Origin of the sequence: Chitinophaga hostae (assembly GCF_018224885.1) — a bacterium.
Taxonomy (GTDB): Bacteria; Bacteroidota; Bacteroidia; order Chitinophagales; family Chitinophagaceae; genus Chitinophaga; species Chitinophaga hostae.
This window is the reverse complement of record NZ_JAGTXB010000005.1, coordinates 166,624-185,233: the sequence shown is the minus strand read 5'-3', so window position 1 is coordinate 185,233 and position 18,610 is coordinate 166,624. Positions and strand designations below refer to the sequence as shown.

Here is an 18,610-nt window from a genome sequence, read left to right as displayed (position 1 = left end):
AGTATGAAACCAGCATATACGCTATTACTGCTGATACTACTTGCAGCATGTAAAAAAGAAAAATTGGATCAGGGCGAACAACTGGTCAGCATCAATTTCCAGAATACGTCCATGGAGCTCATTAGTATGCTGCAGGGCGCACCAGCCTCACAACGTGTCACCATCCTGCTGGATACCCCGGTCGTATATACGCCGGATGAAAACCTGCGTGATAAAGGAGTACAACTTCCCTATTTCAATAGTGGTTATTCAGACGCGAACAGTTATAATCTATTCTTCTATCCAAATGTACGCTACAATACCACTGAGCCCTGGATGACCTATATACGCATCCCTGCGGGCATGCACACCACGGGAGTAGTAGATACCGCCAACAGGCAATTGACTTATGGTAAGATCAACCTGCAACCGGAAAAACATTACTCCATCTTCGTTACAGACAGCGCCGGCATTTTTGATATGGTGCCAGCAGAAGACGACCGCCAGATTGTACAGGGAAAAATCAGGATACGGCTGGCACATATGAGCCCTTCCAGTGATACAGTTTGTCTCTCTGCCGGGAAAGACAGGGTCCTCGCGTTTGAACAGGGCGTCCGTTTTAAGGAAGTCACCTCTTTCCAGGAGTTCCCTTTGGATAGCAACCAGCCCTTCACCGTCCGGGTGTATCAAAAAAGTGACTCATCTGTGATTCTCAGCCGCACTTTCATTAATGCCATGCCGGGTCGTTCCTATACAATTATTTTCCGGGGATATACCCACCCTGTTACTTACAAAAACAAGTTCCAGGTAACCCAGCATTTTGAACGCAATGCTGAATTATTTATTGAAAGAATGTATTAATGATTAAAATATTTCCCCTGATGAAAACATCTATCAGAACAGTCATTTCCATTACCTGCTTGCTTTGGCTAACACAATGCAAAAAGGTGGATAAAAACGAACGATTGCTGAATAGTCAGCCTTCCATTATTACCAGTCATGCTACATTGATAGGTACCAAACAGTATCTTAGTCCGGATGATCAATATAGCTATCAATATAAAACCAGTTTCAAACCAGGTGATACCATGGAACTGGCAGGTCGTCTTTTCCCACAGCAACTCGAGATTAAAATTGGTGGTGTTAACGCGAAAGTAGTCATGCAGCAAAAGATCACTATTCTTGGGACACCGGAGATTCCCGCGGTGGAAGCGGATTTCCTGAAGCTGGTAATTACAAAGGCCATGGGTACTGGGAGAAGTATTCCTGTAGAGCTGACAGCAAATGGTGAAACCATCACGGCGCCTCCTATTAATATCCTGGAGCCATCAGCGCCGCCCCCCTATTTGGGAGGAGGCAAAACGGATACCACCCTGGTAGTAGCATCCCTGTTCAGTTTCAAACAGGATGGTTTCGGCCCTGCTGATCGTGATTTTGTGGGAGGAAATGTAACCGCTGCCGGAAACATCTTTTTCTTCAACAAGAAAGTAGCCTATCTCACATCTATCACCGGCAAAGCCCCTGCAAAAGTACTGGAAGCCGGGCTTCAATACAGCTCGTCCACAGATCAGTTTCAGATCATTGGAATACTTTCGGCAACCTGCAGCTGGGATGGCGCAGATCTGTTCATCTCTGCTGAGGTAACAGATAATGGCCCCAACAACCCACTGCTAGGGACAGACCCAAATGCAAAACCATTTGGCGTATTACGTCTGCTGAAAATGAACCTTGGCACCAAAAAAATCACCCCGCTCAATCGGTCCCTTTTCGGCGGTCGTGGCACGAACCGGGTGATGTATGGCTGGCCTCCACAGAAGTCTGTTGCAGGAAACATTGATACAGTCAGTATTATAGCGCAGGAAATTCGTGTGGATGCCTATGGAAATCTATATGTAACCAACCAGGTAGAACGACGATCCGTAACTATTGTCTCAAAGATCAGTCCCGATGGCCAGGTAAAAACGCTGTTTAGCCTGAACAGAAATTATCCCGGTTTATATCCGGCGGCAGCAAGCGGATATGTATTTCACCCGTCTACATTACAGGGATTTGCCGGGCCGGCCGATTACGCCACTAATACCACCCTGCTAAGACCTGCCTGGTATTCTTTCAGGACAGAAGAACCCTTGCTGATTTTCGAAGGCGATCACATGGCAATTTCCTGCAATTATTCCGACACCAGCCGCCTTACCGGGAAATATCCCACCCAAAGGACAGTATCGGAAACTATGAGCTTCATTGGTTCACTAAACACCAGTAGTGCACTCCTTAGTACCGGAGAAATCGTATCCTTTTCCTATGCTTCACCTATGTCCTACAATATGGAAAAGAAAGTGGCCTACATTTATGCGGGGCAGGAGATAAATGAATTGATTGGTAGCAATGCCCCCCTCTCAGGCAAGTCGCAGGTGAACACGACTGGTCTTGCTAAATATGTAAATTTCTCCTCATTAAGAGGAGTACTGGGGGTAGATAATAAAGATGCGATTTACCTGTTTACTGAAGGACGGAAAACAGCTCCACCCGATTCTCCGGAGAGCTATTTACAGGTGTATAAGTTACGTAAGCCATAAAATACAGGAAAAAAAACGGCTACTTATTCGATCACTTCAATAAATGCGGGCAGGCTGAATAGTCTGCCCGCATTCGAATATTTATATGTTACTACTTTTCACCTTTCTACTCGTTCAACAACTTCTCCGGCATTTCAACTTTTGCTCGCTCCGTATCCTATTTTTCATTTTTGAAAATATAAGAATTCTTATGGGTTTGCTTATATCCATGCGCCAACAAAGCCGACCCAACAATTATTAAGATATAACCTATCATTTTTATAAGCCATTCAAATAGTTCGTATTAAGACGGACGCATTGCAGGAACTATAATGTTGCAACCCACCGGGTCCTCTCCTATTGAACCGTCTACGGTTTATCGTCCACGCCGATAGGATTCCCAAAATAAGAGCGACGCCTCCTGCCAAATAGTAAGTATTCATAGCGATTCATTTTTCGGGTTAATAATAAAATACAATCGCAAGCTATTGTAATAAACCTAAAAAATTCTGAGTTCGACTTAATAAGTTCCTTTTCCCTTCAGAAAATTTTAATTACATTATTATTCCTTCCCGCCAATAATGATTTAGAAATAAATTTTTATTACCTAATACGACAGTAATACTTTCTATATCTCCCTTAGCGGACTTTTGTACCCATGATAACACCTATTCCAGGACAAACCAGGATTCTGTATTTTTTATACAAAAGCGGTTTTAAATGGCTGAAAGAAAAATTATTAGGCACGGCTCCCTGTTTAGTGGGATTGGCGGCTTTGATCTGGCAGCAGACTGGTGTGGCTGGCAGACCGTATTTCATTGCGAAATAAACGAATTCTGCAACCGTATATTGAATTATTACTGGCCTAAGGCAACCGCAATTAAAAGCATTGTTGGCTATGATTGGGAAAAATGGAAAGGAAAGATTGATGTCTTTCCGGCGGATGACCGTGCCAGAAGTTAGTAATGTCTATGCCCGAAATTTCAGACATCCGTATATCGAGGAATACTATATATGCGATATGATAGCCTTGCTCTATCTCTGGGCCATCACCGGAAGAAGACTGGGGTTGCTTGAAGAAGTAAAAAGTCAATACCCCGACAACATTGTCGTTTCTGCTTTTGATGTAACTACCGACAATAACCAAGTACAGATTCAATCACTGATCGAAAAATTAAATGGGTTAGACCTTCTAATTTATAATGCTGGCTACGGCGATCCCTCCGAAAACCTTATCCCTCAAACTGAAGAACAAACTACGTTAACCAATGTAAACGGATTTGTACAAATAGTAACATATGCATTTAACTATTTTGTACGGCAAGGGCACCGTCACATCACCCTTACTTCATCACTCAATGCTTTAAGAGGTAATAGTAGGACACCGGCTTACAGTGCCAGCAAAGCATACATGAGTAACTATGCAGAAGGCCTCACCATAAAGGCATACAAATTAAAAAAGGACATTGCCATCACTGATATAAAGCCGGGCTTTATCGATACACAAATGGCAAAGGGCAATAAAAAAATATGGGTAGCTCCCGTTTACAAAGCAGCAAGACAAATTATAAAAGCTGTTGAAAAAAAGAAGAGAGTTGTTTACATCACCGGGCGTTGGTGGTTAGTAACACAAATAATAAGATGGCTTCCGTTTAGCATTTATAAACACATAGCGTAATTCCATATCTGCAACCATCAAAGCGGATTTGCGTAATTTCTTTTTCGGGCAATTGCAAAGCTTTGACTAAGCACATAGAAAAATAGTTGAACAAAACTAATTAACAAGCGCGAAGCGATAGTTATAACAGCTTGTTTATCGTCACCTGTACCAGTAATACTTCGCAGTTAGTGATGAGGTCTTTCTTCATAAGGGGGATAGCCTTACTCATATGTTTTTCTACCATGCTAAGAGATATTGATATACGAACGGATATTTCAGGGTAACAGAGTCCTTCTTCACGGTGCATGACATATACCCGGCGACAATTGTTCGACAGCCGGCTGATAGTCACATCCAGTACCTGTAAAGGTGTTCTAAGTCAAAAACAAATATTTGAACAGAAAAAGTGTGAAGTAGTGTAAAACGAAAAAATGCGGGAATAAAGAAGCCCGAAGACCGCGAAGACCTTCAGGCCCGATGAAGTAAATTATGTATGAGTGATTAAATATTATCGATTTTCACTATAAAAATGACTTTAGAAACCAACATAACGCAGGTGCACGGAGACACAACTGCCTGGCATAGCCAAAATAAAAAGAGAATTGTAAATCAAAATTTACAACCCTCTCCATTGCCGTCTTATTTTTTTAAATCTGTGCAGTCACACATTCTTCTGCCGCCTCCAGGATCAAAGCAGCTACCTCCTGAGGATGCGATGACATAGATGTATGACTGGCATCCAGGTGAATGATTTTTCTTGCTCTTATCGCTTCTGCCATTTCTTTTTCCGTGACGGGTGGAATCACATGATCCTGGTCTGACACCTGATACCAGCTTGGCCTTGTTTTCCAGGCAGGTGTTTGGGTTTTCTCCTGGAAACATTTCGCATGACTGGGCTTCTGAGTTAAAGACATCACCAACCCATCGTCCTCGCTAAGATCATGGCAAAAGGCCGCATGGAATTGGCTATACTTTATCCATAGAAAGGCTTTGGCATCCGGATAAATACTGGCTGCTCCTGATGTCCTTTCTCTGCGATCAAATATGCTGATTACACTATCCCCTTCATCCGGTGCAAAAGCAGCTATGTAAACCAGTCCAACTACTTTATCATGGTTTCCGGCCCCTGTGATAACAGTTCCACCATACGAATGTCCTACTAATAAAACTTTACCCTCCTGCGCATCAATTAAGTCTATGGTCTTATTAATATCATCTTCCAGCGATGTTAAAGGATTCTGTACGGCCCGTACAGCATACCCTGCTTTATCCAGTATCGGAATAATATGCCGCCAATGAGATCCATCTCCCCAGGCTCCATGAACCAGGATAATTGCCAGGTCTTGTTTTTCCACGTGTTATGCTTTTAATGTGATAATTTAGTAGATAGCAGTTAGCTTAGTAAGTTTTGTTTGCATTTCCTGCTTCTTAATATTTACCTTTATCTTTTACAGTAACAAATTTGCAGATTTAATATTTAATAGCAGGGCATCAGACGGATCAATTTATACCATTTATGGAAATCAGGAAAGAACTCCGAAGTTGCGCAGAAATACCACCAATTAATATGGAGTCCCTTCTGGCCGTACCACGTGGGACGACACAGCAGTTCCACGGTTTCTCTCAGGGGAATGAGCAAAAGCTAAAATTTGTGGTAACGGATACCATGGGTGTCGTTGACAGGACTATTATTACCGATACTGAAACAGCTCCTGTCCTCCATCAAAACTTGGTACCAATGATTGAGCTTAATTTTATGCTGTCGGGTACAGTCGGCATAACTTATGATGGCCAATTACCTGCAAACACGATGACAACAGGAGATCATCAATTACTATTCAACCCATCAGGGCAGGAAACGAACCAGGTCATGCATGGTGGTATCCATCGTTTATTTTCAGCTCACCTGGTACCTGATTATATGGCAAGTCTTTTCGCAGGTTATCTTCCTGAACTGATGCCATTTGCAGAAAAGATCGTCAATAGAGATCCATTTGTTTTGCAATCGCCTTTAAAGGCGCTTAGTGGAGATTTTCAATATTTTTTCACTACATTCTGGAATGCGCCCTTTGCTTCGGGATTAGGGAAACTATATTTTGATGCTAAGATCCTTGACCTGTTATGTCGTCAATGCGAACTATTGACCGGGCATCAGCCCAAAGACTGCCGGATTTCCAAAACAGACCTGGAAAAGGTGCATCATGCACGTACCATAGTATTGGAGCGGCTTGCCGATCCGCTTCCGCTATCCGCCCTTTCTGAGCTTTGTGGGCTTAATGAATTTAAACTCAAAAAATATTTTAAGCAGGTTTTTGGTACTACCGTTTTTGGAATGTTGCAGGAGGAAAGATTGAAAGCAGCCCGGTACCTGATCAAAGAGGGTCAAAAGAGTATCTCCCAGATCGCTTATGAACTGGGCTATGCACACCCCCAGCATTTTCAGCGGGCTTTTAAAAAGCGTTTCGGGCTCACGCCGACTCGATCAGGAAAATAAGCTTTCGATCCGGCGTACATTGTAAAATATGGTACTTCCGACCGCAAAAAGTAAACAAGGGCTGCTGCTTATGGCAATGAATTTCTTGCAGGAACACCAGTAGAATTGATTATGAAACTTAGCGGGCATAAAAGTCTTGTAGACTTTTATAAATATATTAAAATAAGTCCCGAAGAAGCAGGAAAAAAAATTAAAACAATATGGGAAAACAGAACAGAGCCAATTACAAACTAGATTGCAAAGCAAAAATACGGGAATTGCCCCTAGTCGATTCCCGTATTTCGTTTTCGTTGATAGTTAACCTTTTATCTCGTCACTTCCATAAGGCCGCGTAATGACTTCCATACCATGTCCTGAGGGATCATAGAAATAAAGTCCCCGCCCACCATGATTAAGATTATACTCACCAGGCCTTTTTTGCTGGGGGTCAGCCCAATATTCAAGCCCTTTTTCCGTAATTCGGTTCAGTATTTCATCGAAATCTGATTCAGCAACCAGAAATGCATAATGCTGCATTATAAAGTCCACCCCAGGTTCTGCATATTGAAAAGTTACATTATTACTAAAGTCTACCGAGAGAAAAAAAGCGGCAGGTTTGGGCGCAGGTAATCCCAATATTTCGGTCAGGAAACTGGCTGACTCCTGTTTGTTCTTTGCAAAAATCATCAGATGATTAAATTCAATAGTTACTTTTTTTTCATGCGTATTCATATACTATTTTTATAGATTAATGCCGCAAGATTGGTAAACTATATGACTGGCCATTGTAAAAAATCGTATTTTTTACTTCTTACCAAAAAACATTTCCGGAGTTTCACCGGTAAAGCATTTAAATGCTTTGATAAAATGGGCTTGATCATAATAACCCGCTTCAAAGCCTAATGCTGATAAAGGAGCTTTCGGATGATAATCCTGAATAATATTCCTAAAGCGGACAATAGAGGTGAATTTTTTGGGAGATGCCCCTACCATCTGACGAAATCTTTTCTCTAACAAACTTTGACTAACATATAATTCAGACAGTAAATCCCTGATACTAAGATTGCCTTTTTTGTTTTGTATGTGTTCAATTGCCAATAATACCAAATTATCCAACGACTCTGGTTTCATTCTTGAGATTAGGAATTGCTCTACAAAATTGATCCTATCAATATCTTCCGGGGCTTCCGACAATCGCTCCTCAAATAGTTGCAACTCAGATTTCGACATCATATCATCTAGTAAAATACTTCGTCCGAAAAGTTCGTGCATAGGCTGCCGGAAAAAAGCACTACATCTTCCTTCTTTAAAGCTAACCAGTAAAGCCCCAATATTTGCAGAAGTAGTATAAGTCCTGTATCTATCAAGTATCCCTGTGAGCCCGGACGAATGAAGCAGTAATTCAGTAATATTATCGGTATTGGAACGCTTAATTTTAAACTGAAAACAAATAGTCAGTCCTGTATCTGGCAATACGGTGTAGGTTCTTTCCTCAGTTGTTTCCGCGATGGCTAACGATTTTACGTAGGGCTTTAATATATCACATGGTATGTAAGTATCTAACTTCATTGGATTTCCCCTCACAGGAAGCTTAGGATTTACCTTTCCGGGACCATAAATATACGTCATTCAGCCCAAAAATAGCCGGGTTTATATTCCTGCATAGCCATTTCAGATGTGTAGCTATTATGGCATTTAAGAACAGTGACGGTTAGCACAATTTAATAATTCTGTTGCTAACCTCAACGCTCACTTTTCTATCCTTATTTATCTTTCCACAACTTTATCACTAAAAACAAAAAACCTTGTAGAATCAGCTTCTACAAGGTTCTAATTACGTAAGAGTATTTCTTTTTTCTCCTTATGGTGATCCCCTTGGGATTTCCGATCTATTTCCTAGACTTATCTAAGTTTACCTAAAAGAACTGTAACACGTTGATTTTAAGTATTCTACAACAGCGATTCACTTTTCTATTTCTTAATTTTATTGGAGTTGACCCCACTTTAATAGACTAAAAAATAGACTAGTTAAAATTAGTGTGCAAATGTAGTAAAATTCGCAGGGATGGAACAAGCCTTATTTTTATCCAATACTGTTACACATCAGACAAAAGAACATTGTTAAACACGGAAGTTGCCATCCCGCCCGCCTACTGGAAAAGATCCCGTATAGCCGCAAACCTACCCGAAATATTCGGCGATCCGGAAGCACTAAACAAACGGCTTAAAGCCATGCTGCGTATTGTTGAGGACATTATATCCCATGCGGTGCAAAAGAAAATAATAGACCTACTAACCTTCGTTAAAGGCACCTTCAAACCAGACGTAGGCGAAAAAATGTTGTGAAGGGCCTTAAAACAGCCACAGTAGGCAAAACCATCAAACAGTTGCGTATATTCGTCCGCGATAGAGTGCGCCGTAAAATCGTTCCTCCTATTGATTTATCGGATTTTAAAATACTCAATGAAGATTCAGACGCCATATACCTATCGTGGAAGGAGATAAACCAGATATATAATATTGACCTATCGGATTTCCCCTCCCTCTTGCCCTATCGTGATTTATTTGTCTTGGGGTGCCTTACCATGTTGTTACAAACCTTTTGCTGTGTAATCTTCGCATAAATCTGCGTTGTTCTGATACATTTATGCCCTAACATCTGGCTTACTGTTTCAATCGGCACATCATTTTCCAGCGTGACCGTCGTAGCAAAAGTATGCCGCGCGGTATGCGTGGTTAAATGCTTATTAATGCCACATAAAACCGCTATTTCCTGTAGATATGCATTATACCGCTGGTTACTATTAACGGGCAATAAACGACGATACAACAGACAATACGGGGATTCTTTATACCGGTCTACTATCTCCAATGGAATAGGTAACAGTGGTACCCGTTCCGCCGTTTGAGTTTTCTCTCTATCCTTCACTATCCATTTTTCACCATCAATTCCGATCACAAGATTATCCGGTGTAAGATGTAGTACATCTGTATAGGCATAGCCGGTAAAGCAGCAGAATAGATAAATATCCCTCACCTCTGCCAAGCGTGGAATGAGCGCTTTGTTATAAAGCAACATAATTTCATCCATGGTAAGCCGTTCCCGCTGCGGATCTTCATAGCTGCACTTAAACCCGCTCAATGGACTAACGACCAACCAACCCTGATCTACAGCCAACTTAAGCATCTGCTTTAAAATCTTCACATACTTCATAGCAGTGTTAGCACCTATCCCCTGCACGGTTGTGAGGAAGTGTTCAAAATCCGGGGCAAAAGAAAAACGAATATCAGAAAGCGGTCTATCTGAAACATGATACTGGGCTTTCAGGAAGGCGATCACCTTCTCTTTTGTGATCTCAAAGCGTTTCAGCGTGCGCCCGGACTTCTTCCCGGCTTTCACCTTCTCCGCAAACCGGCGGTTGTGAAAGTCTATCACTTCACATAAAGTCCGGGAGTGTTCTGTAATTCCAGCGAAAGAATTTTTAACAGCAGCAGCGGTTACCGGTTCACCTGATGTAACCAAAAGGCTGTAATGTTTGTGTAGTTTGGCTTTCAGGGTGAGTAACTGTCGGTTAATCGCTTGTGCTTCTTCGGAATTTCCTTTAACACATTGGGCGCAGGCGTTCCATAACGCCGGGGTTACATACTGATACGTGGAAAGTTCTGCACGTTTGCCGCCTACGCTGACGCGAAGATAAATAGCGGGCTTATTGTTTTTAGTACGGCTCTTGTTGAGCCAGAAAAGAACAGAAAAACTGGTCATACACCACTTGTTTTTAGTTAACCAAAATTGTTTCAACTTCACTTATCCTGACATCACTTAACATTGGTCAAACGCAATACAGTATAGCATTTAAGGCCAGTGACGGTTAGCACAATTTAATAAATCTATTGCTAACCTCAACGCTCACTTTTCTATCCTTACTTATCTTTTCTCACATTTACCACTAAAAACAAAAAAACCTTGTAGAATCAGCTTCTACAAGATTTTAATTACTTCAGAGTACTTACTTTTACTCCTGATGGTGATCCCCTTGGGACTATATCAAAGTCTTATAAACGGCCGCTTTCAGGGTATTAAAAAGGTACTGTATCCTTTTTTGTATCCTTATGGATTAGCTTATTTTAATTGGATTTGTAAGAACTTAAACACCCCACAAAGATACGAAAACCCCTGCTAAATAAGCATAAACAAGGCTAAAATATATTCCTATAATATAACAGTAACCTATATACGTTTAATACAGGTTGGGGACACAGAGCATCACTATATAAGAAACCGGGTAACTAGCCCCTCCTCTATTCCGGTAAACCGGCAAAACATTGCTATCGTCACCAGGTCACCCCTCTTTTTGCCATTGGTCTCGCGGATCTGCTGCAGCATCTTCCTCGCGATGCGCTCGCTCCTACCAGTAATATTTCGGATGTCTTTTGCGTAAATCACTATGCGATTAGGTATCAATATGTGCGAATTCGGCATAATCGGAATGGAAATTTTTTTGGGTTAAAAGCCGGCTTAGTTTGGTGTGGTTAAATGCAAATTTACTGCATCCTGCGCAGATGTCAGCCTAACGGGCTTGGCTATGTGAAAGCCCTTATCGTTCCTTAAAATTGTTTTCAAATGGCAAAACAAAATGGAATCGTCCCTTTGAAAGGGACCATCGGCAAAATTACTTTTTATACGTCTAAGGCGGGCCACCAAGCTCGCGGGAAAGGGCTTACTACGCATTGTATTCATTCGGAAATTTTTTATTGCCTGAAATGGGAGCAGGAGTTGCTGCCCCGGTGATAAAAGCAACTAGATAGCTTTAAAACACAAATGTCCGGGTAACCTTAGCATATATACTTGCTTCATTCAAAAAAAATTTAAATGACTATTTGTAATCCTAAAAAAAACTTATATTAGAGGGGATAAATAAGACTTTGGTCAACCGAAGTGCGGCGCATCCTGACGAACATTATTGATTTACTTTAAAATCCCGTTTTGAAAATACTGAAACCCTTTAGTAAATAAGGACTACCCTTTCATTGTTTTGATTTTTTACCAAGACCTATATTGCAATATTTTCTGACAATATTGTAGATCCAGTCACATTTACTACAAAATGGTTAACCTGAATTTTCATTTACGCTTATCTGATTGGTATATGAAATAAAAACACGCAATTCTTTTAGTGATCATAAAAAACCAATATCCTATTGAGGAAAATACGAATCGTGGCATCAACTTTCAACCCTTCTGCCAATGGCATTAAATAAATTTCCGTGCGACAGACAACTGGACTTAATGGATTGCGGCCCTGCCTGTCTGAAAATGATTGCCAAACATTATGGGAAGTACTATTCACTACAGTTTTTGCGGGACAAGTGCGGCATTACCAAAGAAGGCGTTTCCTTCCATGACATCAGTTATGCAGGAGAACAAATTGGATTAAGAACGCTGTCGCTGAAGTGTACCGTAAAAGACCTGGTGGAACGCATTCCTTTACCGGTCATTGTTCATTGGGATAACAGCCACTTCATGGTTGTCTACAAAACAAATCCCGGAGCCGGTACTATTTACACCTCAGACCCGGCAAAGGGATATGTAAAATATTCGTCCGCCGATTTTGCTGAAAAATGGGTCAAACCAGGCAAAGCCAATGTAGGCGTGCTGATGGCGATGGAGCCGCAGTCCGAATTTTACGAAGACCAGCAAGAAGAAGCCAGGGTCCAGCGAAAAACGCTGAGTAGCTTTCTGAACTACTTCCGCCCTTATAAGAAAAGCTTTTTTCATTTGTGCGTGATCATGATTATCGTCACATTGCTACAGGCATTATTGCCGTTTATCTCCAAAGCGATGATCGACGTGGGTATTCAAACGCATGATATCAGCTTCCTCAACATCGTATTACTGGCCAACATCGTCATTTATCTCAGCATCCTAATATCGAACGTGGCGAGGGACTGGATCCTGTTGCATGTTACTTCCCGTGTAAATGTGGCGTTGATTTCAGATTATCTTAATAAGCTGATGCGCTTACCTATTAGCTTTTTCGAGAATAAATTAACCGGAGATATCTTGCAACGCGCCAATGATCATGAACGCATCCGAAATTTTGTGATGAACAATTCCCTGAGCATGTTATTCTCCACCATCACATTTGCCATATTCTCGGTCGTGCTTTTAATATATAGTAAAATAGTTTTTGGCATTTTCATAGCAGGTAGCCTCCTGTATGTGATATGGGTAATGGGCTTCCTGCAACTGAGGAAGAAACTGGACTGGCAATACTTTGAACTTACCTCAAAAAACCAGAGCTATTGGGTGGAGACCATAGAAGCCATACAGGATATCAAAATAAACAACTATGAACAGCCTAAGCGCTGGAAATGGGAAACTATTCAGGCGAAGTTGTATAAGATAAATACGAAGTCGTTAAACGTCAATAACCTGCAAAATAGCGGTGCCCAATTCATTGACAGTGTAAAAAATCTCGTGATCGTTTTCTATTGTGCAAGGGCTGTTATTGACGGCCAGATCACCTTTGGCGTGATGATCTCCACACAGTTTATCATTGGTATGCTCAATGCCCCGGTAGCACAGTTTATTGGATTTATGATGAACTACCAGTTAGCAAAGATCAGCTTCCTGCGCCTGAACGAAATACAACAGCTGGAAGATGAACATATGCATGTGGGTGAAAACCCGGTTGACCTGCCCGACAAAAAAGGCATTACCCTTCAAAATGTTTATTTCCAGTATACGCCACACGGAGAAGCCATTTTAAAAGGTATTAACCTCGTGATTCCGGAAAAAAAGGTAACCGCCATTGTAGGCGACAGCGGTAGTGGCAAGACTACCCTATTGAAATTGATTCTGCGGTTATTTAAGCCCTCCCATGGAGAAATACTGTTGGGCAGTATGAACATTAATAATATCAGCCTGAAACAATGGCGCAATAAATGCGGCGCCGTGATGCAGGACGGTAAAATATTCAATGACACTATCCTGAATAATATTGTATTGGATGATGAAAAAATAGATTACGGCCGCTTAAAAAGAGCCCTGGAGACGGCCAATATTGCACAGGAAATTGAGCGTTTGCCGCTGGGATATCAGACCAAAATGGGCGAACAGGGACGAGGATTAAGCGGTGGGCAAAAGCAGCGCGTATTGATTGCCCGTGCCCTGTATAAGGATCCCGATTTCCTCTTTTTTGATGAAGCCACCAACTCATTGGATAGCCTTAATGAACAAAAGATTGTAGAAGCCCTGGACAATGTATTTAAAGATAAAACAGTAGTAGTAATTGCGCATAGATTAAGTACCATCAGAAAAGCAGATCAGATTGTGGTGATGCAGGATGGCGCCATTGTAGAAATAGGCAATCACAATGGATTGATGCAACAGAAAGGAAGATATTATCAGCTCATCCAGTCCCAATTGGATTTAACCTCTACCATGGAGGCATTAGTAGAAAGAATCAGTCAATCAGCCCCCGATGAAACCGGACAACAATATATCGAATTATCATAATTCACCCAGATCGGAAGAAGTACAGGACATCATTGATCGTATGCCCACCAAATTTGGTGGAATGATAGCGTTCATCGTACTGAGTGTATTCGTATTGCTGATGGTATTCGGATGGTGTATCCGGTATCCTGACATCATCAGTGGTTCCGTAGTCATCAATACGCCTGTTTCCCCTATTAAACTGGTGGCATTACATTCCGGTCAGCTGAATTTACTGGGTATTCAAAGCCAGTCGGCCGTAAAAAAAGAGGAAGCTATTGCAGTGATTGAAAACGGCGTGTCTTATGATACTATGCGAATGGTGAAACAATTGCTATTATCGTACGATCCGGATAGGGATACCAAAGCGGATCTGTTGAATACATTACCCTCCAAACTATCCCTGGGTGAGGTCACCACCAAATATTACGCCTTCCTGTCCAATTTGCAGTTACTCTATAATTTCAATACCGACTGTATTTATGATAAGCAGTTAACAGGGTTTAAGCAATTGAGCGAAGAACAAACGAAAGAAGTTGACATTGGTGAAAAAGGTGTTTCTCTTGCAGAAGAAAACGATCATTTCGCCAATAAAGCATACCAGAGAGACTCTTTTCTTTTTACCAGTAAAGTAAGTGCAGAAGCAGATTTTGAAAGATCGAAACAAGTGTTATTAGGTAGCAGAACAGGTGTTAATAATGCCAAAGCCAACTACATTTCCTCGAGGAAGGAGCTACAACAAACACAGGGAAAAATCATAGAGTTGAATGTACATAAGCTGGAAAAATTACGAGAGCTGAAATTAGGTATACAGGCGGCTTATAATGATCTGATGGATAATATAACGCAATGGGAACAGAAGTATGTGCTGAAAGCCCCATTTGATGGAAAGATCCAGTTTCTTAAGTTCTGGACCAACAAACAATTTGTGCAGGCCGGCGACCAGGTATTTACCATTGTTCCCAGTGCTGCCGAACCCTACGGACAGGTAGTACTCCCCAGTTTTGGCGCCGGTAAGGTAAAGGTGGGTCAGGAAGTTATCGTAAAACTGAATGACTATCCATATATGGAATATGGCACCATCAAAGGAAAAGTAGCGTCAATTTCTCTCACCACCAATACAGAGAGAAGCAAAGATGCCACGGTTGAAACCTATCTGGTGACCATAAAGTTTGACCATGGGCTCACGACCAACTATGGAGAGCCGCTGAGTTTTAAATATGAAGCCGCAGGGAGTGCAGAGATCATTACGAAAGACAGGGTGCTACTGGAAAGATTTTTTGATAACCTGAGATATACTTTAAAAAAGTAGTTGCTCCTTTTCAAAACGCATATTTTTTCACCTGTTTTTTTCAATTTTAAAACCATTTATATGAGTAAAAAACTAAAATTGCCCTTTATGCGACTACATAAGGAGGTTTATGAAATTTTATCAGCGGAAGATTTAAAAAGTATTATTGGAGGGCTAGGTGGCTGGGTTACTCCACAGGATTTTGTTACCAACGTGAATGAAATGATTTCGTCCGGGATGTTAAACTACACAGGCAGCGGACCGTATGATTCTGGCTATGTAAGCCTGGGTGGCTCTGGTGGCTCTGGCTCCGGAGCAACATTCTCTGGCTTTAATTACGGTTCGGCTAATGGCACCGGAGCAAATTTCTTTAATTTCTATAATGCCAGTGGTACAGCGCTTTCGTTTAGCATTGGGTCTGCCGTTGGTAGTAATCCCGCCCCTGGCGTAGTTAGCTGGGGCTCTGGTACTGTATCATTTAATAACCTGGGGCTCAATCAAGGAACAGTAAGATACGAATCTAATGGTAAATGGTTCACCATTCAGGTCAATGGTAACCAAATCAAACTAGGAGTCGGCTTCACGTTTTAGCCTCTTATATCGCCCCTCCCACTCCTATGCCAATAGAGAGGGGAGGGATTTTCACCAAAAAATAATTTATGCATATTTGTTTACAGTGGATGGGAAAAATACTATTAGCGTTAGTTGTTAACGTATTCATCTGTTGCGTGTCCTTTGCCCAGGGTAGCAATAAAATTTCCTTTTCCGAAATCGGGCCGCTGTCGCTGGATTCCAGCACAGCATGGGTAGAACGTGTTTTTAACACCTCACTCAACGATGACGTTCAAATAGTAGCACTAGGTGAAGTAAGCCATGGCGGATATGAACCATTGGCATTAAAAGCTAAAATGATACAATACCTTGTTGAAAAAAGAGGATACAGAAATATCCTAATGGAATTTCCAGACATAGAGGACATCTGGCCAGTTCGACAATACCTGTTAAATAATAGCGTCAAAGAACTTTCTATCGCCGATTCTTTAGCTCAAACAACAACAACAGGCTTGTTGAATGCACAGGAAGTATTCAGTCAGCTGTTCCGCTGGCTTAAACTATATAATCTGGCACATCCACAGGAAATGGTAAAGGTAGTCGGATGCGACTTAAGCAGAGATGAAGGATTCCGGCCCTTTTTTCTATATAACTATATCATTCCATTCGACCCCGTCAACGCACAACGATTGCTGTATCACTGGGAAAACAACCAGGTATCTGACTCTTTAAGAATGGACGCCATTAATACCTGGTTCAATGTCAATAAAAGCAGGCTTATGAAAGAAATGACGAAAGATGAATTCAGCGAATTACAATATCATTTACAGGATGAAACAAACGCCATTGGTCACAAGCCATTAGAAAACAGCCCACTTCCGGAGAATGATCCATTATCAACAAAATACCGGGACAGTATTATGGCCCACAATGTCATCTATTTTACCGGTTCCCAGAAGACCATTGTCTGGGCGCATAATGGACACGTTTCTACACTTAACTGGCGTATGGGCAAGTACCTGAAAGCGTATTATAAATCCCGTTATTTTATTTTGCTGACAGATTTTTCCAACGAGGCCAATATTTACGCCATAGTTGGAGAAAACGAAGTCGCCGGAGGCAACAGAGCCATCCGTGAGCAACATTTTACAACGGCAAGAACCAGCATTTCCTATAACCTGCTTAAAAACTACGGTATTTCCAGTGGTATTTTCTTTGCCCCTGATATCCCCATCAACAAAGTATATAACGACATAAACGTTATTGATCTACATGGCAAACAGTTTATACAGTCTTCAGATCAGCCCTTTGATGTACTTGCGATATTTAGTAAAATAAATCCATCTTCTAAACCGGCGAATAACAGATGAGTATGAAACAGATTATCCTGGCATTACTACTATTCCCTCCATTTTTGAATACAAGTGCGCAAAGCGCGGGAAAAGCTCCGGAGATGTCCCTCACCGCGGCTATCAGGAGTGTCGCTCCCATCCTCAACAAAAAAATCCCTGCACAGGTAAAGGTAGTGGGGATTGGTAACGTTGCCCCACTTGCGAAAGAATCTACAGATCTGAACATGGCAATCGCCTGCTTCCTGATTAGTCAGCAGAAATTCCGGCAGGTGGTTTTATTCGAGAACGACTGGATATTGCGCCCTGTCAGTGAATATCTATCCGATAAAAGAGCATTTGATTCCACCACCATTGATTCTCTGGTTAAAATTTCAATGGCCAATAGCACCTCCCGCACGGCGTCATTCAGTTCATTTATCATTTGGCTGAAAAAGTATAATCTTGCTCATCCGGACGCCCCCGTTGAACTGTCGGGCATCGCGCCGGATAACATTGTTCAACCCACTTACTTTCTGGCCACGTATATCTTCCCGACAGACCGCGCCAATGGATTAAGGCTCTCTAAAAAGTGGGGCAACAATATCCATGATATAGAATCACCGTTTAAAGACATTGCTGACTGGTATCAACAAATAAAGAAAAATACAACCCTGTTTAATAAGTATAAAAAACTACTGTTGCGCTGCGCAGAAGATATTGACCACAATGATGTTATTCGTCAGGGCATCTTGGTAGAAGCCACCCCTATGTTAGCTTACAATTTAAAAGCACAGGCCATGCTCAAATGGATGTTAAAAAAATCAGACAAAAGAACAATTTTCTATGCGAATAATGAAGAGATAGCAAAATCCGGTTATCTTATTAATGGGAGTTTATTTAAGCCGCTCAGCCTACTTTTACACGAGCAATTAAAGGATAAATATTATACCTGCCTGACGGACTTCGCAGACGCTTCCGCTTTTACGCTCATCGACCCCAACGCCGGACCAACATTAGCAACAATACTTCCATCGGCGCAAACCACGGATTTGTTCAGAAAAAAACCCACTTTCTTTATGAGGGAAGACAGCACGAACATTAAACACTATCAGCCAAGAACAATCCTTCCGATGATAGGCATGGAGAGAAAAATTGTACCAGACAATAATATTCCTCCTACAGATGCACTGCTTATTGTCAAAAGCCTGTCGTCTGTCAGTATTTTGAAAAGAATAAATGACATCGGAGACTGGGTGAAATAGCGCGTTGAATGT

Annotated in this window: 16 protein-coding genes; 11 read left to right on the top strand and 5 right to left on the bottom strand. The window is 41.6% G+C overall.

Annotated features, from left to right (window positions below; all coding sequences use genetic code 11):
- The first annotated feature begins 3 nt into the window (after positions 1-3).
- The 4 genes from KE626_RS12635 to KE626_RS12620 all read left to right on the top strand — a co-directional run bounded on the left by KE626_RS12635 (position 4) and on the right by KE626_RS12620 (position 4,209).
- Positions 4-840, top strand: a complete 837-nt coding sequence (locus KE626_RS12635) for a DUF4397 domain-containing protein (protein WP_211973266.1) — start codon at positions 4-6, stop codon at positions 838-840.
- Between the two features lie 20 nt (positions 841-860).
- Positions 861-2,552: a hypothetical protein gene (locus tag KE626_RS12630; RefSeq protein WP_211973265.1), complete on the top strand. Its 1,692-nt coding sequence runs from the start codon at positions 861-863 to the stop codon at positions 2,550-2,552.
- A gap of 699 nt (positions 2,553-3,251) precedes the next feature.
- Positions 3,252-3,494 carry a DNA cytosine methyltransferase gene (locus KE626_RS12625; protein ID WP_211973264.1) on the top strand — a complete coding sequence of 81 codons (243 nt, stop codon included), beginning with the start codon at positions 3,252-3,254 and terminating at the stop codon, positions 3,492-3,494.
- A 58-nt stretch (positions 3,495-3,552) separates the two neighbouring features.
- The gene (locus tag KE626_RS12620) at positions 3,553-4,209 is read left to right on the top strand and encodes an SDR family NAD(P)-dependent oxidoreductase (protein WP_211973263.1); all 657 of its coding nucleotides are present in this window, start codon (positions 3,553-3,555) and stop codon (positions 4,207-4,209) included.
- 121 nt (positions 4,210-4,330) lie between these two features.
- On the opposite strand, the gene KE626_RS34855 is transcribed toward KE626_RS12620, so the two are convergent.
- Both KE626_RS34855 and KE626_RS12610 read right to left on the bottom strand, forming a co-directional pair.
- Entirely contained in the window at positions 4,331-4,543 is a 213-nt protein-coding gene (locus KE626_RS34855) for a sigma factor-like helix-turn-helix DNA-binding protein (RefSeq protein ID WP_211973262.1), read from the bottom strand.
- A gap of 295 nt (positions 4,544-4,838) precedes the next feature.
- On the bottom strand, positions 4,839-5,546 hold the full coding sequence (locus KE626_RS12610; RefSeq protein WP_346344397.1) for an alpha/beta hydrolase: 708 nt from the start codon (positions 5,544-5,546) through the stop codon (positions 4,839-4,841).
- Between the two features lie 161 nt (positions 5,547-5,707).
- On the opposite strand from KE626_RS12610, the gene KE626_RS12605 reads away from it, so the two are divergent.
- Complete coding sequence (locus tag KE626_RS12605) at positions 5,708-6,685, top strand: helix-turn-helix domain-containing protein (protein ID WP_211973261.1); 978 nt, start codon at positions 5,708-5,710, stop codon at positions 6,683-6,685.
- Between the two features lie 297 nt (positions 6,686-6,982).
- Here KE626_RS12605 and KE626_RS12600 read toward each other — a convergent pair whose 3' ends face one another.
- Together KE626_RS12600 and KE626_RS12595 are read right to left on the bottom strand one after the other, a co-directional pair.
- Entirely contained in the window at positions 6,983-7,396 is a 414-nt protein-coding gene (locus KE626_RS12600; protein WP_211973260.1) for a VOC family protein, read from the bottom strand.
- A gap of 72 nt (positions 7,397-7,468) precedes the next feature.
- Positions 7,469-8,293: a helix-turn-helix domain-containing protein gene (locus tag KE626_RS12595; protein ID WP_211973259.1), complete on the bottom strand. Its 825-nt coding sequence runs from the start codon at positions 8,291-8,293 to the stop codon at positions 7,469-7,471.
- A gap of 489 nt (positions 8,294-8,782) precedes the next feature.
- Here KE626_RS12595 and KE626_RS12590 point away from each other — a divergent pair, with 489 nt between their 5' ends.
- On the top strand, positions 8,783-9,010 hold the full coding sequence (locus KE626_RS12590; RefSeq protein ID WP_487249707.1) for a hypothetical protein: 228 nt from the start codon (positions 8,783-8,785) through the stop codon (positions 9,008-9,010).
- Between the two features lie 205 nt (positions 9,011-9,215).
- On the opposite strand, the gene KE626_RS12585 is transcribed toward KE626_RS12590, so the two are convergent.
- Entirely contained in the window at positions 9,216-10,427 is a 1,212-nt protein-coding gene (locus KE626_RS12585) for a site-specific integrase (RefSeq protein ID WP_211973257.1), read from the bottom strand.
- A gap of 1,482 nt (positions 10,428-11,909) precedes the next feature.
- Here KE626_RS12585 and KE626_RS12580 point away from each other — a divergent pair.
- The 5 genes from KE626_RS12580 (at position 11,910) to KE626_RS12560 (ending at position 18,598) form a co-directional block, all read left to right on the top strand.
- Positions 11,910-14,183 (top strand): peptidase domain-containing ABC transporter, encoded by a 2,274-nt coding sequence (locus tag KE626_RS12580; protein ID WP_211973256.1) that lies wholly within the window; start codon positions 11,910-11,912, stop codon positions 14,181-14,183.
- The gene (locus KE626_RS12575) at positions 14,149-15,474 is read left to right on the top strand and encodes an HlyD family secretion protein (RefSeq protein ID WP_211973255.1); all 1,326 of its coding nucleotides are present in this window, start codon (positions 14,149-14,151) and stop codon (positions 15,472-15,474) included. The genes KE626_RS12580 and KE626_RS12575 overlap by 35 nt, the downstream gene beginning before the upstream one ends.
- Before the next feature lie 60 nt (positions 15,475-15,534).
- On the top strand, positions 15,535-16,044 hold the full coding sequence (locus tag KE626_RS12570; RefSeq protein ID WP_211973254.1) for a hypothetical protein: 510 nt from the start codon (positions 15,535-15,537) through the stop codon (positions 16,042-16,044).
- Between the two features lie 68 nt (positions 16,045-16,112).
- Complete coding sequence (locus KE626_RS12565; protein WP_211973253.1) at positions 16,113-17,375, top strand: erythromycin esterase family protein; 1,263 nt, start codon at positions 16,113-16,115, stop codon at positions 17,373-17,375.
- Between the two features lie 2 nt (positions 17,376-17,377).
- A complete protein-coding gene (locus tag KE626_RS12560; RefSeq protein ID WP_211973252.1) occupies positions 17,378-18,598 on the top strand; it encodes a TraB/GumN family protein in 1,221 nt (406 codons plus the stop codon).
- Positions 18,599-18,610: the final 12 nt, after the last annotated feature.